The organism is Chelativorans xinjiangensis (assembly GCF_009812055.1).
GTDB classification, from domain to species: domain Bacteria; phylum Pseudomonadota; class Alphaproteobacteria; order Rhizobiales; family Rhizobiaceae; genus Chelativorans; species Chelativorans xinjiangense.
Window position 1 is genome coordinate 24,059 of record NZ_WQNH01000040.1, and the last position, 22,217, is coordinate 46,275.

Here is a 22,217-nt window from a genome sequence, read left to right on the forward strand (position 1 = left end):
AGCCGGCGTTCCAACAACTGAACCAATCTCAATACAACCTGAATGCCACTTCCGGCGCGAAGGGGTTACCTCCTCTACCGACCCAAAAAACCCCTTGGAGCATACAAAGAAGTCTGCTTACATCAAAAAAATTTTTCTGAGGGAAAAAGTTTTGAGCAGCCTCGAGAAAGCCGAGCGCGATGTTCAGGCAAGGCTCGGCGTCCTCATCCGTGCCCGCCGGCGCAAGCTCGGGCTGACGCTCCAGGAGCTCGGCAAGGCCGCCGGCCTTTCGGTCGGCTATCTGAGCCAGGTCGAGCGCGACAACGCCACGCCCACCCTCGGCACGCTGGCGCAGATCGCCCGCTCGCTCGACGTGCCGCTCGATTATTTCATCTCCGCTCCGCGCGCCGAAGATGCGCTGACCAGGGCCGAGGCGCGGCGGCGCTTTTCCATCGACGGCTCGTCCATCGTCTATGAGCGGCTCGGCACCGAGTTTCCCGGCAACGTGCTCTCCTCCTTCATCCTCACCGTGCCTCCCGGCTATGCCTCCGAGACGGTGAGCCACGAGGGCGAGGAGATCATCTACATCCTGGAAGGCTCCATCACCCAGGTTCTCGACGGCAAGGAGATGGTGATGGGCGCCGGCGACAGCCTGCATTTCCGCGGCAACGTGCCCCACGCCTGGGCCAATCCGGGCGGCGAGCCGGCGCGCATGCTGTGGACCGGCACCCTGGCGCTCTTCAACGCGGCAAACCGCGTCGCGCTCGGCACGCCGGACGTGATCGCCGGCGACCAGACAACCAAAAGCGGCCAAACAGCCAAAAGCAGCAAGACAAAACCAAAAACCTCCGGAAACAGGGAACGCAAATCATGAAACCTCTGAAATCCGCCCTCCTGGCGGCAGCCCTGTCGCTGCCAGTGACAGGAACGATGGCAGCCACGGCCTTCGCCGTCACCCCGCCCAACCTCCTGGTCGTGGCGCAGAACATCGACGATATCGTCGCCATCGACCCGGCCCAGGCCTACGAGTTCTCCTCCGGCGAGCTCGTCACCAACGTCTACGACCGCCTCGTGCAATACGACGCGGAGGACCCGACGGTGCTCGCCCCGGGTCTTGCCGCCGAATGGGAGGCGGACGCCGAGGCCAAGACCATCACCTTCACCCTGCGCGACGACGCCACCTTCCATTCCGGGAACCCGGTGCGCGCCGAGGACGTCGTCTTCTCCTTCGCCCGCGTCATCAAGCTCAACCTGACGCCGGCCTTCATCCTCGCCCAGCTCGGCTGGACGCCGGAGAACGTCGCCGAGATGGTCACCGCCGAGGGCAACACGGTGACGGTGAAATACGAGGGCGAATTCTCGCCCGCCTTCGTGCTCAACGTGCTGGCCGCCCGCCCGGCTTCCATCGTCGACGAGAAGACAGTGATGGAGCACGAGGCCGATGGCGACATGGGCAACAAGTGGCTCAACGCCAACTCCGCCGGCTCCGGCCCCTTCGAGCTTCAAACCTACCGGCCGGGCGAACTGGTGCGCTTCAAGGCGAACCCGGACTATTTCAAGGGCGCGCCCAAGGTCGAGGGCGTCCTGATCCAGCACGTGGCCGAGGCCGCCACCCAGCAGCTCCTCCTGACCTCGGGCGACGTCGACATGGCGCGCAACCTGACGCCCGACCAGATCGCCGGGATCACCGGCGACGACATCAAGGTCGAGACCTTCCCGCAGGCCGCCGTCCACTTCCTCTCCTTCAACCAGAAGGTGGAGGCCCTGCAGCCGGAGCCCCTGTGGGAGGCCGCGCGCTATCTCGTCAACTACGAGGGCATGGCGGGCAGCTTCCTGAAGGGCCAGATGGAGATCCACCAGGCCTTCTGGCCCAAGGGCTTTCCCGGCTCCTACGACGAGACGCCCTACATCTACGACCCCGAAAAGGCCAAGCAGATTCTCGAAGAGGCCGGCGTTGAGACGCCCATCAACGTCACCCTCGACGTCATCAACTCCACCCCCTTCACCGACATGGCGCAGTCGCTGCAGGCAAGCTTCGCCGAGGCCGGCATCAACTTCGACATCATCCCCGGCACCGGCTCGCAGGTCATCACCAAGTACCGCGAGCGCAGCCACGAGGCGATGCTGCTCTACTGGGGGCCGGACTTCATGGACCCGCACTCCAACGCCAAGGCCTTCGCCTATAACAGCGACAACTCCGACGAAAACTACCAGGCCACCACCACCTGGCGGAACGCCTGGGCCGTGCCGGCGGAGATGAACGAGCTGACCATGGCGGCGCTCGCCGAATCCGACCCGGAAAAGCGCAACGAGATGTATGTCGACCTGCAGGAACAGGTGCAGGCGGCCTCCCCCATCGTCATCATGTTCCAGGCCGCCTACCAGGTGGCCATGGACAAGGGCGTGGAAGGCTATGTGAATGGCGCGACGTCGGACTTCGTCTATTACCGGCTGGTGACGAAGGAGTGAGGAGGGCCGCCGGCCCGTCGAAACCAAGAAAGCCGCCCCAAGCTGGGCGGCTCTCGTTCGCGAGGGAGCTGGCTACGCGGCGTTCTGGTGCTTGTCCTCCGCACGGACGATCGTCAGCCGGAACCCCAGAGCTCGCGCAACCTTGGCGATGGTCGCCAGTTCCGGATTTCCCTCGCCGCTGAGCGCCTTGTAGAGCGCCTGGCGTGTCAGGCCAGTCTTGCGCGATAGATCGGAAATGCCGCGAGCGCGCGCGACCACGCCCAGCGCGTGGGCGATTTCCGCCGGGGATCCGTCTTCGCAGGTAGCCAGAAGATATTCCTCCTGAGCCTCCTCCGTGGTCAGATAACGTGCCGGATCAAAGTCACGGGTCTTCAGGGCCACTTTCGTTCTCCTTCCACGCTCTTGCTAGCTCCTTGGCCCTCCTGATGTCCTTCGGCTGCGTCCGCTTGGCGCCGCCACACAAAAGTATCACCAGAGCTGCACCACGGCTCAGAAAATAGACGCGGTAGCCGGGACCATAGTCGATGCGCAGCTCGCTAACACCTTCACCGACCGGTTTGACATCGCCGGGATTTCCGGCGGCAAGCCGGTCGATCCTGCGCACGATCCGGGCTTTGGCGCGTTCATCTCGCAATCCGCTCAGCCAATCGGAAAATTCGTCCGTCTCGCGGATTGTGAACATGGTTGTATGTAAACCATGGTTGTCGCTTTGTCGAGGCCTGCTGTGGGCCGCCTCGTTGCAGGGTTGAGTACTTTCCCGGTATGATGCTGCGGCGAATTGTGCGCGATTCGAGGAGCCGATGCGAGCCACAATAGAGATTGATGACGATGTCCTTCTGGCCGCAACGGCTATTGCAGAAGAGTACAAGTGCCCACTTGGCGAGGTCATCTCCGATCTGGCCCGCCGCTCGCTCCAGCAGCAGACTTCGGGTAAGCGCAACGGCATCCCGCTGCTCGTCCCGCGTCCCGACGCGCCGTTGGTGACGCACGAGACGGTCAAGGGTCTGTGTGAAATTTCCTGACCAAGCGCTTACCGCGTCACCGCCTTCTCCACAGCCGGCGCCACGCCCTTCTCCAGCATGCCGGACAGAGTGTCCGTGACGAGGCCGGTCCAGCGAGGGTCGTCGACGAGCCTTGGCGGAAACACACCGGGCAGCGCGAAGAGCGCCTGCGCGATGCCGCCGGGATCGTCCGCGCCGGCAAGGGCTGCGCCAATCGCCTCCTCCCGCGGATCACGCAGCGCATAGCCCATGCCGTCGTCCGTGCGCCCAAGGCAGTAGCGCATCCAGGCAGCCACAGCGAAGGCGAAGGGGCGCAGGTCCTGGCTGTGCTCAAGCGCGTAGAGCGCCGGTGCCGCGAGGCGCTGCGGCAGCTTCTCCGTTCCGTCCATGGCGATCTGGTACGTCTCGTGAGCTATCGCAGGATTGGCGAAGCGCCGCGCGAGCGCCTCCGCATAGTCGCCGGTATCGATGCCTTCGAGCGGGGCCAGCGTCGCGGCGGCCGCCTTCAGGTGGCGCCGCACGAGCCTTGCAAGTGCCCTGTCGGCCATCACGTCGCGTACATATTTGCGGCCGGAGAGGAAGCCCGCATAGGCCATCATGGAATGGGTGCCGTTCAGCATCCTGAGCTTCATCGCCTCGTAGGGCGCCACGTCGTTGACGAAGATGGCCCCGCCCCGCTCCCATTCGGGCCGGCCGGCGGGGAAGCGGTCCTCGATCACCCATTGCGAGAAGGGCTCCGTCTCGACCGCCGCCAGATCGCGCACACCCAGGTGCCGCTCCGCCTCGGCCAGCGTGTCCGCCGTGGGCGCCGGGGTGATGCGGTCGACCATGGTCGAGGGGAAGGAGACGGTCTCGATGATCCATCCGGCGAAAGCCGGGTCGAGCCTTGCGGCGAGGTCGAGAAGGCCGGTGCGCACGAGGTTGCCGTTGTCCGGCAGGTTGTCGCAGCAAAGGACCGTGAAGGGCGGAAGCCCCCTCTCCCTCCTCAGCCGCAACCCCTCGGCAAGGAGCCCGAGCACGCCTTGCGGCGCATGGCGATCGGCAAGATCGGCGGCGATCGCCGGGTGCGCCTCGTCCACCCTTCCCCGTGCCCGGTCGATGCCGTAGGCCTTCTCGGTGACGGTGAGGCTGACGATGCGGGTCTCCGGCGCGGCAAGGGCGGCGAGCGGCGCTTCTCGGTCGCGCGCGGCGGCGATGACCTTGCGGATGCTGCCGATCACCCGCGCCGCGACGCCCTCCTCGCCGCGTTCGATCATCGCAAAGAGCCCGTCCTGCGGGTTCAGCGCGTCGGCGATATCGGTGCTGCGCAGGCTGATGCCGTCGATGCGCCAGTCGCCGCCCGCCTCGGCAAGGGCCGTGTCCGAATAGACGGCCTGGTGCGCGCGGTGGAAGGCGCCGACGCCGATATGGACGATGCCGGCGCCATGGTGGGCCGGGTCGTACGCAGGCCGCACCACCTTGGACGGCAGACCGGCGAGCGTCTTAACGCCGAGCCGCCCGCTCATGGCGTCAGCCCGTATTGCGGATGGGAAAGCGCCGTCATGATGCCGCGCAGCTCCGCCAGCCCCTTGAGGCGGCCGATGGCGGGGTAGCCCGGCTGCGCCTGGCGCTTGAGGTCGTCGAGGATGTCCTGTCCGTGGTCCGGCCGCATGGGGATCGAATGGTCGGCGCGGCCGCCCGCCTTGCGGCGCGCCTCCTCTTTCAGCACCTCGGCGATGAGCGCCACCATGTCGGTGCCGCCGGCAAGGTGCTCGTCCTCGTAGAAGGAGCCGGCAACCGCCTCGCCCTCGCGCCTCACGTTGCGCAGGTGCAGGAAGTGCACGCGGCCGCCCAGCCGCCGCATCATGCCGGGCAGGTCGTTGTCGGGCCGGGCGCCGAGCGAGCCGGAGCACAGCGTGATGCCGTTGGCGGGCGTATCGACGGCCTTAATCATGGCCGCGTAGTCGGCCTCGGTGGACATGATGCGCGGCAGGCCGAGCAGGGGGAACGGCGGGTCGTCCGGGTGGCAGCAAAGCCGGATGCCGGCCTCCTCCGCCGTCGGCGCCACCTCTTCCAGGAAGGCGATGAAGTGGCTGCGCAGCCGCTCGGGCGAGATGGCGCCGTAGGCCCTAAGATGAGCCCGAAGCCCCTCCAGGGTCAGATGCTCGGCGGCACCTGGAAGACCGAAGGCGACATTGCGGGCAAGCTTCTCCTTCCGCTCCTCGTCCATCCCGGCAAAGCGGCGGGCCGCCTCTTCCACCACCTCGCCGGGGAAATCGCCCACAGCCCCCGGCCGCTTCAGGATGTGGATATCGAAGGCGGCGAAGTCCGCGAAGTCGAAGCGCATGCAGGTGCCGCCGTGGGGAAGCCGCCAGGCAAGGTCCGTGCGCGTCCAGTCGAGCACCGGCATGAAGTTGTAGCAGACCACCTCGATGCCCGCGGCCGCCAGGTTCTTCAGGCTCGTCCTATAGTTGGCGATGTGCTCGCGCCAGGCGCCGGTCTGCCTCTTGATGTCCTCGGAGACGGGCAGGCTTTCCGCCACTTCCCAGGCGAGGCCCGAGGGCCGGCCGTCGGACATGCGGCCGATCTCGCCCTGCCTCCTGGCGATCTCCGCCGGCTCCCAGACCGCGCCGGCAGGCACGTGATGCAGCGCCGAGACGACGCCCTCCACGCCCGCCTGCCGCATATCGTCCACCGAGACGAGATCCCTCGGCCCGAACCAGCGCCACGTCTGCCTCATCGTGTCTCCCTTCGTACCTCGCGCCTTTTCCTCAAGGGAATGCGCGGATCAATCTACCGCCGTCATCCCGGAAGCCGGAGCAAAGCGGAGGCTGTCCGGGACCAATTCCGCGACTCGTCCATGTTCCGGAATGGATCCCGGCCCTCGCTCCGCTCGGCCGGGATGACGCGCGTGGGATTGACCTAAGCGCATCCCTCTTAAGCGCCGTTGACAGCTGCCAACCTACCCGCCGGCTCCATACCAGCTTCGCTGCGCCAATGGGTAGCAGGAACCGTTCCTGTTGACTAGTATGGAAGTATGGAGATAAATACCGCCTTCGGGAGGCAAGTGCCGATGAACGTCGAACCGCGCAGGGAATGGACGCTGGAACAGGGCGCGCCCATCGGGCCGCAGCTCTACCGCATCCTGCGCGAGCGCATCATCGGCGCCGATTTGACGCCCGGCAGCCGGATCTCCGAATCCGAGGTGGCCAAGACCTATTCGCTGAGCCGCCAGCCCGTGCGCGAGGCCTTCATCAAGCTCGCCGAGGACGGGCTGGTGGAAATCCGCCCGCAGCGCGGCACGCTGGTGCGCAAGATTTCGCCGGCGGCGGTGATGGATGCCCGCTTCGTGCGCGAGGCCATCGAGGCCGACATCGTCAAGCTGGTCGCCGAGGAGGCCGACGACGCGCTCGTCAGGGAGCTGAACGCGCAGCTCGCCCGCCAGCGGGAGCTGCCGGACAACGAGCCCGACCGCTTCATCGCGCTCGACGAGCGCTTCCACCGCACGCTCGCGGAAGCCGCGGGCAAGGCGCATGCCTGGAAGATGATCGAGGAGGTGAAGGCGCAGATGGACCGCGTGCGCTACCTGAGCGCCCTGCACTTTCCCAAGCGCGCGCTCGTCGCCCAGCACACCGAGATCGCCGAGGCCATCGCCCGGCGCGACGCGCAAGCGGCCGAACGGGCCATGCGCGGCCATCTGCGCAAGATCCTGACCGACCTTCCGGCAATTGCCGAGGCGCGCCCGGATTTCTTCGAAGCGACGGACTGAACAATCCCAATCAATAAGGAGGAAACACCATGAAACCAATGACCACCTTCACGACGGCGCTCATGGCCGGCGTCATCTTCGCCGGTTCGGCGCTGGCGCAGGAGATGACGCTGAAGCTCGGCCACCTCGCCAACGAGGAGAACACCTGGCACAAGGCGTCGGTGAAATTCGGCGAGGAGCTTTCGGCGCTGACCGACGGGCGCCTCAAGGTCGAGGTCTATCCCAACGAGTCGCTCGGCAAGGAGATGGACTTGATCAACGGCATGCAACTCGGCACCGCCGACATGACGATCACCGGCGAGAGCCTGCAGAATTGGGCGCCCATGGCGGCCCTCCTCGCCGTGCCCTACGCTTACAAGAGCCTCGAAGACATGGACGAAGTGGCCGGCGGCGAGATCGGCGACCGGATCGAAGCGCAGATCGTCGAGAAGGCGCAGATCCGCCCCATCGCCTATTTCGCGCGCGGCCCGCGCAACCTCACCTCCAACCGGCCGATCACCTCGCCGGACGAGCTCGACCGCCTGAAGCTGCGCGTGCCGAACGTGCCGCTCTTCGTCGACGTGTGGGAGACGCTCGGCGCCCAGCCGACGCCGATGGCCTTCTCGGAGGTCTTCACCTCGCTGCAGAACGGCACCATCGATGCCCAGGAAAACCCGCTGGCGCTCATCCACTCGGCCAATTTCAACGAGGTGCAGAAGAATGTGAACCTCACCGAGCACGTGCGCTCCTGGATCTACCTCACCATCTCCGAGGTCACCTGGAACAAGCTTTCCGACGAGGACAAGGAAGCGGTGATGGAAGCGGCAAACCGCGCCCAGGAATATGAGCGCGAGCTGTTCATGGCCGACGAGGAGAAGCTCGCCAACACGCTCCAGGAGAAAGGTATGACCTTCGTCGAAGTCGATCAGGAGGCGTTCGCCGCGAAGGCGAAGGACGCGGTGCTGGCCAATGTGAACGAGGAAATCCGGCCGGTGGTGGAGAAGCTGTTCGCGGATTGACTCCCGCCTGCCTTTCGTTCCGCTGTTGGGTGGAGGCACTTGGTTGGAAATGATGGCACACGTCGCGTCGACCCCCCTCCGCCTGCCGGCACCTCCCCCACAAGGGGGGAGGAAGCCGTCGCCGCTACCTTCGCCAATCGCTAACGTCGCAGAACAGGCGCCGGAGCGTGCGGCCGGCTTTCCTCCCCCCTTGTGGGGGAGGTGCCGGCAGGCGGAGGGGGGTGGGCGCGACGTGTGCCGTCATCGCCCTTTGGCCGACCCGACCTAAAGCACCCACGCCAGGACCCACCATGCCAAACCGCCTCCACACCGCCCTCATCACCCTCTGCCGCCTCGCGGTGGGGCTCTCCTTCGCGATCCTCATCTTCGCCGTCCTGGTCCAGGTCCTCGGCCGCTCCGTCTTCTCCTCATCCCCCGTCTGGACGGAGGAGCTCACCCGCTTCGCCCTCCTCTACCTCGCCGCCTTCGGGGCCGGCCTTTCCTACCGCTCCGGCGACCTCGTGAATGTCGATATCGTCAGCGAGGCGCTGCCGGGCCGCCTGCCCGTCCTCCTGCGCTTCCTCTCGGCCGCCGCCACCGTCATCCTGTGCGCCGCCCTCATCCTGCCGGCCTGGCGCTTCACCGTCATCGGCAGCCTGCAGACCTCGCCGGCGCTCGGCTGGCGGATGAGCTTCATCCACGCCAGCGTTCTCGTCCTCATCGTCTCCCTCCTGGTCTTCGCCGTAATGCGCGCCGTCGCCATGCTGGCGGGCCGCAGCGACGGGCGCTCCGCCTTCAACCCGGACCTGCCGCAATGAACCTTGCCATCCTCATCGGCGTCTTTGTCGGCGGGCTCGCCGCCGGCATCCCCGTGGCCGTCACCCTCGGGCTCGCCTCCATGTGCTATCTGCTGGCCGCCGGCATCCCGCTCGTCGTCATGCCGCAGAAGATGTATGCTGGCATCGATGTCTTCGTGCTCCTCTCCATCCCCGGCTTCATCCTCGCCGGCAACCTGATGAACCATGGCGGCATCACCGAGCGCATCATCCGCTTCGCCAATGCGCTGGTCGGCTGGATGCGCGGGGGCTTGGGCCTTTCCAACGTGGCGGGCTCGATGCTCTTCGGCGGCATATCCGGCACGGCCGTCGCCGACGCCGCATCCATCGGCGGCGTCATGATCCCCGGCATGAAGAAAGCCGGCTATCCGGCCGATTTTTCCGCCGCCGTCACCGCCGCCTCCTCCACCGTCGGCCCCATCATCCCGCCCAGCGTGCCGATGATCATCGTCGGCTCGCTCTCGGGCATCTCCGTCGGCCGCATGTTCATCGCCGGCGCCGTGCCCGGCATCCTCCTCGGGCTCGCCATGATGGTGACGACCTACATCATCGCCGTGCGCCGCAACTACCCGCATCAGCCCTGGCAGGGCGTTTTGGAGCTCGGCCGCGCCTTCATGGGCGCCTTCTGGGCGCTCGCCATGACCGCCCTCATCGTCGGCGGCTTGCTCTCCGGCATGATGACGCCGACGGAGACGGCGGTGGTCGCCAGCGTCTACGCCTTCATCGTCGGCGCTTTCATCTACCGCGACCTGAAGCTGAAGATGGTTCCCAAGGTGCTCGTCGACAGCGCCGTCTCCTCCGCCGCCATCCTGGCGCTGGTGGGCTTTGCCAACGTCTTCGGCTGGATCCTCGTTTCCGAGCGCATCCCGCAGACCGTCGCCAGCGCCGTGCTCTCGGTGACGGAGAACAAGTTCCTCGTCATCCTGCTCATCAACCTCTTCCTGCTCTTCATCGGCATGTTCATGGAGACGATCGCCGCGCTGATCGTCCTCTTCGTCCCGCTCCTGACGCTGGCACAGGGCGTCGGCGTCGACCCGCTGCACTTCGCCACCTTCGCGGTGCTAAACCTGATGATCGGGCTCACCACGCCGCCCGTCGGCGTTTGCCTCTTCATCTGCGCCAATATCGCCCGGCTGCCGCTGGCGCCGGTGGTCAAGGCGATCGCGCCTTTCCTTCTGACCAATATTCTGGTCTTACTCGCCGTCTCCTACTATCCGCCGCTGGCGACCTGGCTGCCCGGCCTCCTGTTCGATTGAGGTGAAAATGGAAACCCGCGTTTGCCGTCTCTACGGCCCACACGACATCCGCATCGAGCGCCAGAAGGTGGCCGCGCCCGGCACCGGCGAGGTGCTGGTGCGCGTCGGTGCCGGCGGCATCTGCGGCTCGGACCTCCACTACTACCACGACGGCGGCTTCGGCCCCATCCGCGTGCGCGAGCCGATCATCCTCGGCCACGAGGTGGCGGGCACTATCGAGGCCGTGGGCGACGGCGTAGCCCACCTTTCCGCCGGCGACCGCGTGGCGCTCAACCCCAGCCGGCCGTGCGGCGAATGCCGCTATTGCCGCGAGGGGTTGCGCCAGCACTGCCTTTCCATGCGCTTCTATGGCTCTGCCATGCGCTTCCCCCACGAGCAGGGCGGCTTCCGCGACCTGATCGTTTCGCAGGCGTTCCAATGCGAACGGATCGGACCCGAAACGAGCCTTACTGAGGCTGCCGTTGCAGAGCCCCTGGCCGTGTGCCTTCACGCGGTGAGCCGCGCCGGCGCGCCGAAGGGCAAGCGCGTTCTGGTGACGGGCGCGGGACCGATCGGCGTCCTCACCGCAGCGGCATGCGCCCATGCCGGAGCGGCCGAGATCATCGTCACCGACCTGCAGGATGCGCCGCTCGAGGTCGCCCGCGCCATGGGCGCGACGAAGACGGTGAACGTTGCGGCAGAGGCGCAAGTGCTCGAACCCTACTACGACGAAAAAGGCACCTTCGACCTCGCCTTCGAATGCTCCGCCGCCGCGCCCGCCCTGAAATCCGCCATCCAGGCCGTGCGCCCGCAGGGCACCATCGTCCAGGTGGGCGTGACGGGCGAACTTCCCATCCCCGTCAATCTCCTGGTCGGCAAGGAGATCCACCTCATCGGCTCGCACCGCTTCGACGCCGAATTCGCCGAGGCCGTCCGCCTCATCGACAGCCGCGCCATCGACGTACGCCCCATCATCTCCGGCAGCTTTCCGCTGGAAGACGCCGTGGCCGCCTTCGACCGCGCCGGCGACCGCAGCCAGGCGGTAAAGGTGCAGCTCACCTTCGCGGGTAGCTGACAGGTTGTTCGATCGGTCATCTCGGCACCCCTTCGCGCCCCCCTCTGTCCTACCGGACATCTCCCCCGCATGGGGGGAGATTGGCTGTCAAAATTGGCTTCGCAAATCTTCAAGCGCTGCAGAAGAGGCGAAACGTCGATGAAGGGATAATCTCCCCCCTTGCGGGGGAGATGTCCGGCCCCTTCGACAAGCTCAGGACAGAGGGGGGCGCGAAGGGGTGCCGGCGCTTCCGTTTGACCCGTCAACCCTCCTCGCCATCCAACGGCAGCCTCAGCCCCTCTCCGTCGAACAGATGGATATGATCGGCGGCAAACCCCAGCCTCACCCGGCCCTCCAGCGCCACCATCTCGTCGGTGAAGATGCGGGCGGTGAAGCGGGCCGCATCCTCGCGCTCCAGCGTCACCAGCGCTTCCGGCCCCATGTTCTCGTTGGCGAACAATTGACCGGCGATCGTGTTCTCCTCGCCGCCCGATGCGATCGACAGATGTTCCGGCCTTACGCCCAGCGTCAGGCTCTTGCCGCCTTCCAGCGCCTTCGCCGCCGCGCGCGTGACCTTCAAGGGCGACGTCGCCAGCCCGTCCGCCCTAAGGTGCAGCGCGCCGTCGGCAATCATCGCCTCGACGGGCAAAAGGTTCATGGGCGGGTTGCCGACGAAATTGGCGACGAAGGTGGTGGCCGGCCGGCGGTAGACTTCGAGCGGCGGCGCGTACTGCACCACGACGCCGGCATCCATCACCGCCACGCGCGTCGCAAGCGCCATCGCCTCGGCCTGGTCGTGGGTAACGTAAACCGCCGTCATGCCCATGTCGCGCTGCAGGTGGTTCAAGAAGCCGCGCGCTTCGAGCCGCAATTTGGCGTCGAGATTGGAGAGCGGCTCGTCGAACAGGTAGACGTCGGACGGATAGACCAGCGCGCGGGCAAGCGAGGTGCGCTGCTGCTGGCCGCCGGAGATCTGCGAAGGCATGCGCTCCAGAAGCTGGCCGATCTTCAGGACGTCCGCCACCTCGCGGGCCCGCGCGTGGCGCTTCTCCTTACTCTCGCCGCGCACTTTCAGCGGGTAGGCTATGTTGTCGGCCAGGTTCATATGCGGATAAAGCGCGTAGTCCTGGAAGACCATGGAGATCTTCCGGTCCTTCGGGTGCATGAAGGTGACGTCCCTGTCGCCGATCCTCACGCGGCCCGAAGTCGGCGTCTCCAGCCCGGCGATCATCCTGAGCGTCGTCGTCTTGCCGCAGCCCGAGGGCCCGAGCAGGCAGACGAACTCGCCGTCGCCGATCCCGATACCCAGGTCCGAGACCGCGGTGAAGTCGCCGAACTTTTTGGTGACGCTGTCGAAACTGACTGAAGCCATTGCGTATCAAGCCTTGATGCCGCCGAAGAACCGGAAGCCGAACTTCCAGCTCACGAACAGATAGAGGACGATCACGGGGAGCGAATAAAGAAGCGAATAGGCCGCCAGCAGCGTGACGATGGGCGTGCCCGCCTCCGAATAGAAGGAATAGATGGCGACGGAGGCCGGCATCTTCTCGCTGGAGCGCAGGAGGATGAAGGGGATGAGGAAGCTCCCCCAGATGTTGACGAAGGCCCACACCACCACCACGACGACACCCGGCCGGATGACCGGCAGCGCCACGTCGAAGAAGGCCTGCACCGGCGAGGCGCCGGCCACCATGGCGCTCTCCTCGTAGCTCTTCGGGATGCCGTCGATGAAATCGCGCAGGATGAACATGGCCGTCGGCAAAAGCCCGCCGGCGAAGACCAGGATCACCGCGATATGCGTGTCGATCAGGCCCATGCCGTTGACGATCAGGAAGATCGGCACCATCGCCGCCGAGCCGGAGACGACGGAGGAGAAGAGCAGGAGGATATAGGTGACGACATTCTTGCCGCGGATGGGCGAGCGCGACAGCGCATAGGAGGCGAGCGTCGCCCCGGCGCCGACCAGGACCACCCCGCCGACGCTCTGGATCAGGCTGTTCCACAGGCCCCGCAGCGCGAAGGCGTTCTGGAAGACTGTCTCGAAATTCGCCAGCGAAAACGGGTCCGGCACGGCAAGGCCGAGCTCGGCGCGCGGGTTGAACGGCGCGAAGACGAACCAGATGAGCGGCAGCGCGAAGACGGCGCCGAGAACCGCGGTCGCCACGGAAAAGCCGATGCGCGTGAAATAGAGGCTCAAGTACCGCGTCATGCCGCCACCCTTGCCGCCCGCCGGCGCGTGACCCAGAGATAGAACAGCGCGAAGACGAGATTGATCAGCATGATGATGACGCCCACCGCCGCGCCCTTGCCGAACTCGAAGTCGCGGAAGGCGACGCGGTAGGTGTAGATGGAGAGGATCTCCGTGCGAAAGGACGGCCCGCCCGCGGTCAACAGGAACGGCGTGAAGACGTTGAAGGTCCACATGGTGATGAGGATCAGGTCCGTCACCACATGGCCGCGGATGAGCGGCAGCCCGATGTCGCGGAACTTCTGCCAGCTCGTCGCCCCCGCCACATCCGCCGCCTGGAAATAGCTCGGCGGGATCGACGAGAAGGCCGAGTTGAACAGCATCATGGAAAAGGCGGTCCCGCGCCAGGTGTTGAAGACGACGATCACCCAGAAAGGAAAGCTCAAGAGCCAGTCGCCGCGCGGCAGGCCGAGCGCGTCCATGATCATGTTCAGCGTGCCGTCGTCATAGTCGAGGAAGGCGAACCAGGCGAAGGCGATCACCACCTCGGGCAGGATCCAGGCGGCGATCACCACCATCTCCGTCAGGCGCTTGAGCGACTTCGGCACCGACTGCAGCATCCAGGCGAGCAGCATGCCCAGCACCGCCTGCCCGGCGAGCGCTGAGAACAACACGAACTGGACGGTGAGGATCAGCGAGAAGCCGAACTCGCCGCGCGTGAAGAAAGAGGCGGCGTCGAACAGGGAGAAATAGTTGCCGAGCCCCACGAACTCCGGATTGAGCGCCGTGCGCCCAAGCAGCGTCCGGTTGGTGAAGGAGACGTAGATGACCCAGAAGAACGGGGCGATGACGAAGGCGCCGATAAGCACCCCCGCCGGTGTCATGAAGGCCGCGCCGGCGGTCCGCGACAGAAGGGAAAATTGTCTCACCAGTCCTCCGCCCTCCCGCTCTGACCGATGCCGGGCGTCAAGCCCGTCGTGTGGGGATCGGACCCACGCCGGCACCGGTCAGGCGGGGAGGAGTGCGATGTTTCTATGACGTCATACTTAGAAAGCCGGTGCCCCTCTCTCTGTCCTGCTGGTGCCAAGCGCCCTCGTGGTTCGACAGGCTCACCATGAGGGCTACTGGGAGGTCGGCGCTCTCCTGCCGCTTGAGCACTTCGCGCGGTTGCTTGCGCTCTGCTTGGCCGTGATAGCAAGCACGACGCTCCAGTAGCCCTCATGGTGAGCCTGTCGAACCACGAGGGCGCTTGGCACCGGCATCTCAAGCATCCGCATTCCAATCCCACCAACCCTCAGAGCAAACTCACCGTATTCTCCTCACCCACGATCCCGACCACCGCGTCCCGATACCGCGCCATCGCGTCCTGTGGCGACATCTCGCCCGAGACCACGGCCTCCGTCATGCGCTGGATCTCGGCCGAGACGGCGTTGTACTCGGCGCTGTTGGGCCGCGCGGTGGTGAGCGGCAGGAGCGTCTGCGAGGTCTCCGTCAGGAAGGGCGCCTCGGGGATTGGCACGTCGTCGCGGATGCGGATGCGCGGCTGGAAGTCCTGGAACGCGGTGAGCTGCTCCTGGCCGTTCATGAAGGCCAAAAGCTCCCAGGCGAGTTCCGCCTCGTCCGTGTTGGGATTGAGCACGAAGCCGGTGCCGCCGGAGATCGTCACGAAATCCTGGCCGCGCAGGCCGGCACCCGGCTCCTTGGCCGGCATCCTGGCCCACGTCATCACCTCGTCGCGGTTCTCCACCGCGAACTCGGAGCCCGGCGCGGTGACGGAGCGGTAGAACCAGTCGCCCTCCACCAGGAGCGCCGTCGTGCCGTCGCGGAAATTGGCGAAGGTGCGGTTGCGCCCGTCGCCCAGGAGCTGGGCGCGCTGGTCGCCCAGCTTCTCGTCCACATAGATGGTCTTATAGAGGTCGAGCGTGTCGAGGATGCCCTGGCTCTCGACGATCCAGCGCCCCTCCTCGTCGGTCACCTCCTCGCCTGTGCCGAGCAATGCCATCCAATAGCCCTGCATGGTCGTCGCCTCGCCCATCGGCACGCCGGCGTTGAGCTGCAGGGGGAAGGAGTCCGGGTTCTTCTCTTTAAGTGCGCGCGCCGCATCGAGAAGCTCTTCCCACGAGGTGGGCTGCCAGGCCTCGGCGTCGATGCCGGCGTCCTTTAAGATATCGGCGCGCACGAAGATCATGCGCACGTCGGTGCCGAGCGCGATGCCGTAGGGCTGGTCCTGATAGGACATCAGCGCCGACGCGCCCTCGGAGATGTGGTCCCAGCCCTCCCAGCCCGTCACGGCATCGCCCGCCAGTTCCTCGAGCGGCTTCAAGAGCCCGCCCTCGACGAAGCTCGGAATGAGAAAGCCGTCGAAGCCGGCGACATCCGGCCCCGCGCCGGTGGAGAAATCGAGCGCGAGCTGCTGCGTAAGCTGCTCGTCGGAGCCGGCGAACTCGGTGAAGGTGACGTTCACCTCCTCGCCCGCCTCGGCCTTCATCTTCGTGAAGGCGGGGATGACGCTCTCCTTGATCCACATGGCCTGTTCGGAGTTCACCCCGTCCTCGACGCAGCGGCAGGTGATGGTGAGATCGGCGGCCATGGCCGGCGCGGCCAGTGCGGTCGCCGCTGTAAGGCTGATCCAGTAGGCATGCTGACGAATATGCATCGCGATAACCCTCCCTTCGCGACATTTCCGTTGAGCGGCTGCGGCAAATGCGGCCATGCCAGTATCGCACCGAAAGCCCGGTGCCCAAACAATGGAAAAGTGAACACGTTTTCAGTTGAGCGTCAATCCCGCCACGGACAGCGCGAAAACAATGGACGGCGAAAGCCCCGCTCGTGCTGTGGATTGTCATCGAACAGACGTATTTTCCGAGGGGAACAGACGCATTTCCAAGCCCGCGCGGCATGGCTCCCTTGACAGAGGCCGCCTTTGCGGAAAGATGAAAGAAGTGAACACGCTTTCAAAATTGCGCGATAGGCCGGATATTTGACGGGAAAGCCTGAGGGAACGCAGCAGCGGGCGACGGCGGAGATGGTGGCAAGGGCCGCAAAGGTCTCGCGCGCCGCCGTCTCGCGCGCCTTCAACCCCGAGGCGCCGCTGAAGCCGGAGAAGCGGGCGCGCATCCTGAAGATCGCCGGGGAGCTGAGCTACACGCCGGACCGCGCGGCCCGCGCGCTGGTGACCCGGCGCTCGCATCTCGTCGGCGTGATCGTGCCGGACGTCTGCAGCCCCTGGGAAAGCCAGGAGGTCGACGCGCTGACGACGGCGCTGCAGGCGGAAGGCTTTGCCACGCTGCTCTTCAAGACACGCGTCGATTCGAGCATGGACGAGACGCTGCTCACCTATATGCGCGGCTTCAATCCCGATTCTGTGATCGTCTTCACCGAGAACGTGCGCCCGCACATGCTGTCCCGCTTCCTCGACCGGGCCGTGCCGATCTACGTCACCTACCCCATAGAGCGCCCCAAGGAGAACGACGGCAACGGCAGGTGGCCCGGCGAGCCCGACACGCTGTTCGACCGCATCGACGTCGACCAGTGGGAGGGGATGGAGCAGGCGGTGGCGCTGCTCGCCGGCTACGGCTGCCGGCGCATCGCCTATCTTTCCGGCAAGCCGGTATCGCTGGGCCAGCATGCACGGCGCAAGACCCTGGAAGCGCTGATGGCAAGGCGGGGCCTGCCCGCGCTTGTCGTCGTCCCCGGCGATTTCAGCTACGACAGGGGCTATGCCGGCACGCTCGACCTGTTCCGGCTGGAGGGCGGCGCCGACGCCGTCTTCGCCGCCAACGACGAAAGCGCCTTCGGCGCGCTCGACGCGCTGCGCTGCGAACTGAAACTCCGCGTGCCCGAGGACGTGAAGGTGATCGGCTTCGACGACATCGCCCAGTCGCACTGGCGAAGCTACAACCTCACCACCGTCAAGGTCGACCTCGAAGCCCGCGTCCGCGCCCTCGTGCGCCTGATCCAACGCCGCCTGAAAACACCCGACGCCCCGGCCATCACCGAAACCGTGCGCACACGGCTGGTGGTGCGTGGGACGGTGGGGTGAGTGTTGGAACGGTTAGGCAATTCGGACATGACGCCACTCCATCGCGCGCACCTCCGTCCTGAGATTTGTCGAAGGGCCTGGCATCTCCCGATCGAGGGCAGGGCTATTGCATATGGATGGAGTCTTTGTTCGGCTTCGCCGGACCCCCACCCTCAATCCCTCCCCTCAAGGGGGAGGGAGGCTTTGGTGCCTGGCGCCAACGTTGAAGCCAATCGCGCAACGCTGACGTCCCCCTCCCCCTTGAGGGGAGGGATTGAGGGTGGGGGTATCATCAAGGACTCAGAACCCCCGCCCTTGTGGAGGAGATGCCCGGCAGGGCAGAAGGGGCGCCGGCCTTTCCAACTGGCTCGCCTGAACCCATTGCCCTCCAGATCGGAATAAGAATGCCCCCCCGTATCCACCTGGTCTTCAAGACCCATCTAGACATCGGCTTCACCGACCACGCGGAGAAGGTGCGCCAGCTCTATCATGAGCGCTTCATCCCGCAGGCGATCGCCACCGGCGAGCACTTCCATGCCGAAGACCCGGAGAACCCGAAGTTCATCTGGACGACGGGCGCCTGGCTCATCTGGGATCACCTCGATTCGCGCTCGAACGACGAAGTGGCGCGGCTCGAAAAGGCCATCGAGAAGGGCATCGTCCGCTGGCACGGCCTGCCCTTCACCACCCATTCGGAACTGATGAGCCCGGCGCTCTTCCGCGCCGGCCTCTCCTTTTCCGCCGAGCTCGACAAGCGCTTCGGCAAGAAGACTATCGCCGCCAAGATGACCGACGTGCCGGGCCACACGCGCGGCATCGTGCCGCTGATGGCAGAGGCCGGGCTCAAGTTCCTGCACATCGGCGTCAACACCGCCTCACCGCCGCCCGACGTGCCGGAGCTCTTCCGTTGGCGCGCCCCGTCGGGCGAGGAGGTCGTGGTGATGTACCAGCGCTCCTATGGGGAGACACACCTGCCCGAAGGGTTTTCCGACGGCTTGAGCTTCGCCCACACCAACGACAATATGGGCCCGCAGCAGATCCACCAGGTGATCGAGGTCCTGCGCGCCCTTTCCCACCGGCATCCGGGCGCCGAAATCCGCGCGGCGACGCTGGAGGATTACGGCGCCATCCTGTGGGAGAACCGCGCGCTTTTTCCCGTGGTCGACCTCGAGCTTGGCGACAGCTGGATCCACGGCAGCGCCAGCGATCCGGTGAAGACCCAGCGCTTCCTCGCCCTGCAGCGGCTCTACGACGCCTTCGAGGCGGAGGGCCTGACACCCGCCAGGCAGGCCTTCGGCCGCGGCTTGACCATGGTTGCCGAGCACACCTGCGGCGTCGATGTCAAAACCTTCCTGCGCGAGGAGACCGCCTGGGACCGGCCGGACTTCGAGGCTATGCGGGCGAAGGACTTCCGCTTCCGCTACGCGGAAGCCTCCTGGGCCGAGCAGCGCGCCTATCTCGATACGGCGGTAGACGTGCTGCCCGAGGAGGACCGCGCGCGCGCCGCAAAGGCCCTGGCGGAACTTAAGATCCCCTCCTCGCCGCCGATCCTGAGCCGCGCGAAAGAGAACGAGAGCCTGGTCCTCGATGCCTGGCGCGTCGAGATCGACCCACAAAGCGGCGACATCCGCGCCCTGCAGTCGACGGACGGCAAAAGGCTGTGGGGCCTGAACGGCCCGCTCCTGGCCTACCGCTACGAAAGCTACGACGCCGCCGACATGGCGCGCTACCGGGACAGCTACCTCACCGACCGCCCGGAATGGGCGATCCTCGACCACGACAAGCCGGGGCTGGAGCGGGCGCGCAGCGCGCGGTCGGCCGCCTGGACCCCGCGCCTCCTCGGCACCGCCCAGACCAGGGAGAGGCTGATCGTCGCCACCGCCCTGCCCGAGGCCGCCTACGAGACGCTCGGCGCCCCCCGCCGCGTCGACTACGTTCTAACCCCCCACCGCGGCGGGCTGGAGCTTGCCGTCGTCCTGCGCCAGAAGCCGGCAAACCGTATGCCGGAGGCGGGTTTCCTGGACTTCGCGCCGAAGGACACGCAGGGCTGGCACTTCCTCAAGACCGGCCTGTGGCAGGAGGCCGCCCGCACGGCACCGCGCGGCGGTGGTGCTTTGCAGGCGATATCCGTCGCGCGCTCCATGCTCGAAGGCGGAACCCCGCTCCGGATCGCCCCCCTCGACACGCCGCTCGTCGGGCCGCTCGGCCAGCCCTTCATGGTCTTCCCCAAGACGCCGCCATCCTATGACGCCGGCCTGCGCTTCAACCTTCACAACAACAAATGGTGCACCAACTTCCCCATGTGGTGGGAAGGCGAACTTGCCGCCCGCTTCCGCATCGCCGTCGGGGGATGATGTCGGTTTCCCCGCTCCCCATTCGTCCTCCGGCCGCAACCAGACGAAAAAAGGAGGTTCCCATGGCTTATGTCGACGGCTTCATCCTCGCCGTGCCGAAAGACAACATCGAGGCCTACAAGAAGATGGCCCGGCTCGGCGAAGAAGTGTGGAAAGCGCATGGCGCCCTCGCCTATGTCGAGTGCATCGGCGACGACGTCCCCTACGGCGAAGTCACCTCCTTCCCCCGCGCCGTGCAGGCGAAGGAGGACGAGGTCGTCATCTTTTCCTGGATCGTCTACGAATCGCGCGAGCAGCGCGACACGATCAACGCCAAGGTCATGGCCGACCCGCGTATGAATGCCGGCTGGGAGAGCATGCCCTTCGACGGCAAGCGCATGATCTTCGGCGGATTTCAGTCGTTTCTAGGGCTTTAAGCGCCGGTACTTGCCTGCAGATAGAGTCTTTGCCGGCTTCGCCGGGACCCCCACCCCTCACCCCTCCCCTCAAGGGGGAGGGGGCGCCGGCGTCTCAGAATCCCCCTCCCCCTTGAGGGGAGGGGTGAGGGGTGGGGGTCCGGCGAAAGCCAAACAAAATCCCTTCATCCGCTCGGCGCAGTGAGCCGCACGGCAAAAGTTACCCACTCGGGAAACTATCCCTTGCGCGTCGGCTTCGGCGATGTTAGTTAGCCACATGGATAACCTTTCAACAAGCAGGCCGGACCGCCGCCGTCCGCGAGGAAGCCATGTCTCTCACCCTCCATTTCCACCCCCTCGCCTCTTACTGCCATAAGGTGCTGATCGCCCTCTACGAGAGCCGGACGGCCTTCGAAGGCCGGATCGTCGATTTCGCCGACGAGGCGTCGAGCGCGGAACTCTTCGCGCTGTGGCCGGTCGGCAAGATCCCCCTCCTGCGCGATACCGACCGTGACCGCACGGTGCCCGAGACCAGCGTCATCATCGAATATCTGGACCGGCACCATCCCGGCCCCGCCCCGCTCATTCCCGCTGATCCGGAAGAGGCGCTGGAAGCGCGCCTGTGGGACCGGTTCTACGACCTTTATGTCAGCACGCCGATGCAGAAGATCGTCACCGACCGGATCAGGCCCGATGGTAACCGCGACCCGCACGGCGTAGCCGAGGCGCGGGCGATGCTCGGGACGGCCTATGAGATGGTCGAGCGGCGGATGGGCGACAGGCGCTGGGCGGCCGGCGCGGCCTTCACCATGGCCGACTGCGCCGCCGCGCCCGCCCTCTTCTACGCCGAAGCGGTCCTGCCGTTCAGCGGCAGCCATCCGAACGTCGCCGCCTATTTCGACCGCCTGGCCGAGCGCCCCTCCTTCAAGCGCGCGCTCGCCGAGGCCCGGCCCCATTTCCACCTCTTCCCCTATCGCGAGGCGATCCCCGCGCGCTTCCTGGAGGCGCAATGATGCTGCAGACCGTCGATCTCGACCGCGCCTTCCACGCGCTCGCCGACCCGACCCGCCGCGGCATGGTCGACCGGCTTACGGAGGGCCCCGCATCGGTGAAGGAACTGGCCGCGCCGCTGCCGATGGCGCTGCCCTCGGTGTTGAAGCATCTGCGGGTGCTCGAAGCCGGCGGCATCGTCATGTCGGAAAAGGCCGGCCGCGTGCGCACCTACCACATCGAGCCTGCCGCGCTCGCCGGTATCGAGGAATGGGTCACCCGGCGCAAGGCAGCCTGGAACCGCCAGTTCGACCGCCTCGACGAATACCTTTCCGGGCAGGACCAAACCCCACAGCAGGAGACCAGGAAATGACCGGCCGCTCCACCCTCCACACCACCTTCACCATCGAGCGCCGCCTCACCGCGCCGCCGGAGCGCGTCTTCGCCGCCTGGTCCGACCCCGAGGCCAAGCGCCGCTGGTCCTCCTGCCACGAAGAGGCGTTCGAGGTGGAATACCGCCTCGACTTCCGCGTCGGCGGCACGGAGCTCAACCGCGCCACCGGCCCGGACGGCCCGGCCTTCGTCTACGAAGCGCGCTTCCTCGACATCGTGCCGAACCAGCGCATCATCTACGCCTTCGACATGCACTTCGGCGAAAAGCGCGTGACGGTCTCGCTCGCAACCGTCCTCCTCGAGCCGGCGCCGCCCGGCACGAAGATGACCTTCACCGAACAGATCGTCTTCCTCGACGGCTACGACGATCTCGAAGGCCGCAAAAGGGGCACCGAGGAAGGGATGGATCGGCTGCAGCCCTTCCTCGAAGGGAAGCATTAGGGGTGGTTTGCTGGGGCAAGCGTAGCGCCCCTTCGCGCCCCCCTCTGCCCTGCCGGCCATCTCCCCCGCAAGGGCAGGGGAATCGCATATCAGTATTTTCTTTATTGCCAAGAAGGTTTGGATGGATTCTTGAGAG

22 protein-coding genes are annotated in these 22,217 nt (G+C 66.1%); 14 read left to right on the top strand and 8 right to left on the bottom strand.

Going from position 1 to position 22,217, the window contains the following annotated elements; all coding sequences use genetic code 11:
• The first annotated feature begins 151 nt into the window (after positions 1-151).
• A complete protein-coding gene (locus tag GM910_RS20220; RefSeq protein ID WP_246226240.1) occupies positions 152-853 on the top strand; it encodes a helix-turn-helix domain-containing protein in 702 nt (233 codons plus the stop codon).
• A complete protein-coding gene (locus tag GM910_RS20225; RefSeq protein ID WP_159590577.1) occupies positions 850-2,448 on the top strand; it encodes an ABC transporter substrate-binding protein in 1,599 nt (532 codons plus the stop codon). The genes GM910_RS20220 and GM910_RS20225 overlap by 4 nt, the downstream gene beginning before the upstream one ends.
• A 72-nt stretch (positions 2,449-2,520) precedes the next feature.
• On the opposite strand, the gene GM910_RS20230 is transcribed toward GM910_RS20225, so the two are convergent.
• Both GM910_RS20230 and GM910_RS20235 read right to left on the bottom strand, forming a co-directional pair.
• Positions 2,521-2,829, bottom strand: a complete 309-nt coding sequence (locus tag GM910_RS20230; protein WP_159590579.1) for an addiction module antidote protein — start codon at positions 2,827-2,829, stop codon at positions 2,521-2,523.
• The gene (locus GM910_RS20235) at positions 2,810-3,130 is read right to left on the bottom strand and encodes a type II toxin-antitoxin system RelE/ParE family toxin (protein WP_159590581.1); all 321 of its coding nucleotides are present in this window, start codon (positions 3,128-3,130) and stop codon (positions 2,810-2,812) included. Before GM910_RS20235 ends, GM910_RS20230 begins: the two co-directional genes overlap by 20 nt.
• Before the next feature lie 118 nt (positions 3,131-3,248).
• On the opposite strand from GM910_RS20235, the gene GM910_RS20240 reads away from it, so the two are divergent.
• Positions 3,249-3,470, top strand: a complete 222-nt coding sequence (locus GM910_RS20240; RefSeq protein WP_159590583.1) for a CopG family transcriptional regulator — start codon at positions 3,249-3,251, stop codon at positions 3,468-3,470.
• 8 nt (positions 3,471-3,478) lie between these two features.
• On the opposite strand, the gene GM910_RS20245 is transcribed toward GM910_RS20240, so the two are convergent.
• Positions 3,479-4,954 carry a mannitol dehydrogenase family protein gene (locus GM910_RS20245; RefSeq protein ID WP_159590585.1) on the bottom strand — a complete coding sequence of 492 codons (1,476 nt, stop codon included), beginning with the start codon at positions 4,952-4,954 and terminating at the stop codon, positions 3,479-3,481.
• The gene (gene uxuA / locus GM910_RS20250) at positions 4,951-6,168 is read right to left on the bottom strand and encodes a mannonate dehydratase (RefSeq protein ID WP_159590587.1); all 1,218 of its coding nucleotides are present in this window, start codon (positions 6,166-6,168) and stop codon (positions 4,951-4,953) included. Before uxuA ends, GM910_RS20245 begins: the two co-directional genes overlap by 4 nt.
• 333 nt (positions 6,169-6,501) lie before the next feature.
• Between uxuA and GM910_RS20255 the strand changes: the two genes are divergently transcribed.
• From GM910_RS20255 to GM910_RS20275, 5 genes are all read left to right on the top strand, one after another.
• Positions 6,502-7,197, top strand: a complete 696-nt coding sequence (locus tag GM910_RS20255; RefSeq protein ID WP_201285557.1) for a GntR family transcriptional regulator — start codon at positions 6,502-6,504, stop codon at positions 7,195-7,197.
• Between the two features lie 29 nt (positions 7,198-7,226).
• Positions 7,227-8,195 carry a TRAP transporter substrate-binding protein gene (locus GM910_RS20260; protein ID WP_159590591.1) on the top strand — a complete coding sequence of 323 codons (969 nt, stop codon included), beginning with the start codon at positions 7,227-7,229 and terminating at the stop codon, positions 8,193-8,195.
• A gap of 290 nt (positions 8,196-8,485) precedes the next feature.
• A complete protein-coding gene (locus tag GM910_RS20265; RefSeq protein WP_159590593.1) occupies positions 8,486-8,992 on the top strand; it encodes a TRAP transporter small permease in 507 nt (168 codons plus the stop codon).
• Positions 8,989-10,266 carry a TRAP transporter large permease gene (locus GM910_RS20270; RefSeq protein WP_159590595.1) on the top strand — a complete coding sequence of 426 codons (1,278 nt, stop codon included), beginning with the start codon at positions 8,989-8,991 and terminating at the stop codon, positions 10,264-10,266. The genes GM910_RS20265 and GM910_RS20270 overlap by 4 nt, the downstream gene beginning before the upstream one ends.
• 7 nt (positions 10,267-10,273) lie before the next feature.
• A complete protein-coding gene (locus GM910_RS20275) occupies positions 10,274-11,320 on the top strand; it encodes an L-idonate 5-dehydrogenase (protein ID WP_159590597.1) in 1,047 nt (348 codons plus the stop codon).
• 241 nt (positions 11,321-11,561) lie between these two features.
• Here the strand turns inward: GM910_RS20275 and GM910_RS20280 are convergent, their stop codons facing one another.
• The 4 genes from GM910_RS20280 to GM910_RS20295 form a co-directional block, all read right to left on the bottom strand.
• On the bottom strand, positions 11,562-12,671 hold the full coding sequence (locus GM910_RS20280) for an ABC transporter ATP-binding protein (RefSeq protein WP_159590599.1): 1,110 nt from the start codon (positions 12,669-12,671) through the stop codon (positions 11,562-11,564).
• A gap of 6 nt (positions 12,672-12,677) precedes the next feature.
• On the bottom strand, positions 12,678-13,508 hold the full coding sequence (locus GM910_RS20285; protein ID WP_159590601.1) for a carbohydrate ABC transporter permease: 831 nt from the start codon (positions 13,506-13,508) through the stop codon (positions 12,678-12,680).
• The gene (locus GM910_RS20290) at positions 13,505-14,416 is read right to left on the bottom strand and encodes a carbohydrate ABC transporter permease (RefSeq protein ID WP_159590603.1); all 912 of its coding nucleotides are present in this window, start codon (positions 14,414-14,416) and stop codon (positions 13,505-13,507) included. Before GM910_RS20290 ends, GM910_RS20285 begins: the two co-directional genes overlap by 4 nt.
• 365 nt (positions 14,417-14,781) lie before the next feature.
• Positions 14,782-16,143 (bottom strand): extracellular solute-binding protein, encoded by a 1,362-nt coding sequence (locus GM910_RS20295; RefSeq protein ID WP_246226241.1) that lies wholly within the window; start codon positions 16,141-16,143, stop codon positions 14,782-14,784.
• A 369-nt stretch (positions 16,144-16,512) separates the two neighbouring features.
• On the opposite strand from GM910_RS20295, the gene GM910_RS20300 reads away from it, so the two are divergent.
• The 6 genes from GM910_RS20300 (at position 16,513) to GM910_RS20325 (ending at position 22,081) form a co-directional block, all read left to right on the top strand.
• Positions 16,513-17,529, top strand: a complete 1,017-nt coding sequence (locus GM910_RS20300) for a LacI family DNA-binding transcriptional regulator (protein ID WP_159590619.1) — start codon at positions 16,513-16,515, stop codon at positions 17,527-17,529.
• A 383-nt stretch (positions 17,530-17,912) separates the two neighbouring features.
• A complete protein-coding gene (locus tag GM910_RS20305) occupies positions 17,913-19,862 on the top strand; it encodes a DUF5054 domain-containing protein (protein WP_159590605.1) in 1,950 nt (649 codons plus the stop codon).
• Between the two features lie 62 nt (positions 19,863-19,924).
• A complete protein-coding gene (locus GM910_RS20310; RefSeq protein WP_159590607.1) occupies positions 19,925-20,278 on the top strand; it encodes a DUF1428 domain-containing protein in 354 nt (117 codons plus the stop codon).
• Positions 20,279-20,586: 308 nt separating this feature from the next.
• Positions 20,587-21,270: a glutathione S-transferase family protein gene (locus GM910_RS20315; RefSeq protein WP_159590609.1), complete on the top strand. Its 684-nt coding sequence runs from the start codon at positions 20,587-20,589 to the stop codon at positions 21,268-21,270.
• A complete protein-coding gene (locus GM910_RS20320; RefSeq protein WP_159590611.1) occupies positions 21,267-21,620 on the top strand; it encodes an ArsR/SmtB family transcription factor in 354 nt (117 codons plus the stop codon). Before GM910_RS20315 ends, GM910_RS20320 begins: the two co-directional genes overlap by 4 nt.
• Positions 21,617-22,081 carry an SRPBCC family protein gene (locus tag GM910_RS20325; RefSeq protein ID WP_159590613.1) on the top strand — a complete coding sequence of 155 codons (465 nt, stop codon included), beginning with the start codon at positions 21,617-21,619 and terminating at the stop codon, positions 22,079-22,081. Before GM910_RS20320 ends, GM910_RS20325 begins: the two co-directional genes overlap by 4 nt.
• Positions 22,082-22,217: the final 136 nt, after the last annotated feature.

Coding starts and splice junctions, on each gene's coding strand:
- GM910_RS20225 (WP_159590577.1), top strand. CDS start 850: ATGAAACCTCTGAAATCCGCCCTCCTGGCGGCAGCCCTGTCGCTGCCA.
- GM910_RS20235 (WP_159590581.1), bottom strand. CDS start 3,130: ATGTTCACAATCCGCGAGACGGACGAATTTTCCGATTGGCTGAGCGGA.
- GM910_RS20240 (WP_159590583.1), top strand. CDS start 3,249: ATGCGAGCCACAATAGAGATTGATGACGATGTCCTTCTGGCCGCAACG.
- GM910_RS20245 (WP_159590585.1), bottom strand. CDS start 4,954: ATGAGCGGGCGGCTCGGCGTTAAGACGCTCGCCGGTCTGCCGTCCAAG.
- uxuA (WP_159590587.1), bottom strand. CDS start 6,168: ATGAGGCAGACGTGGCGCTGGTTCGGGCCGAGGGATCTCGTCTCGGTG.
- GM910_RS20255 (WP_201285557.1), top strand. CDS start 6,502: ATGAACGTCGAACCGCGCAGGGAATGGACGCTGGAACAGGGCGCGCCC.
- GM910_RS20260 (WP_159590591.1), top strand. CDS start 7,227: ATGAAACCAATGACCACCTTCACGACGGCGCTCATGGCCGGCGTCATC.
- GM910_RS20265 (WP_159590593.1), top strand. CDS start 8,486: ATGCCAAACCGCCTCCACACCGCCCTCATCACCCTCTGCCGCCTCGCG.
- GM910_RS20270 (WP_159590595.1), top strand. CDS start 8,989: ATGAACCTTGCCATCCTCATCGGCGTCTTTGTCGGCGGGCTCGCCGCC.
- GM910_RS20275 (WP_159590597.1), top strand. CDS start 10,274: ATGGAAACCCGCGTTTGCCGTCTCTACGGCCCACACGACATCCGCATC.
- GM910_RS20280 (WP_159590599.1), bottom strand. CDS start 12,671: ATGGCTTCAGTCAGTTTCGACAGCGTCACCAAAAAGTTCGGCGACTTC.
- GM910_RS20285 (WP_159590601.1), bottom strand. CDS start 13,508: ATGACGCGGTACTTGAGCCTCTATTTCACGCGCATCGGCTTTTCCGTG.
- GM910_RS20295 (WP_246226241.1), bottom strand. CDS start 16,143: ATGCATATTCGTCAGCATGCCTACTGGATCAGCCTTACAGCGGCGACC.
- GM910_RS20300 (WP_159590619.1), top strand. CDS start 16,513: ATGGTGGCAAGGGCCGCAAAGGTCTCGCGCGCCGCCGTCTCGCGCGCC.
- GM910_RS20305 (WP_159590605.1), top strand. CDS start 17,913: ATGCCCCCCCGTATCCACCTGGTCTTCAAGACCCATCTAGACATCGGC.
- GM910_RS20310 (WP_159590607.1), top strand. CDS start 19,925: ATGGCTTATGTCGACGGCTTCATCCTCGCCGTGCCGAAAGACAACATC.
- GM910_RS20315 (WP_159590609.1), top strand. CDS start 20,587: ATGTCTCTCACCCTCCATTTCCACCCCCTCGCCTCTTACTGCCATAAG.
- GM910_RS20320 (WP_159590611.1), top strand. CDS start 21,267: ATGATGCTGCAGACCGTCGATCTCGACCGCGCCTTCCACGCGCTCGCC.
- GM910_RS20325 (WP_159590613.1), top strand. CDS start 21,617: ATGACCGGCCGCTCCACCCTCCACACCACCTTCACCATCGAGCGCCGC.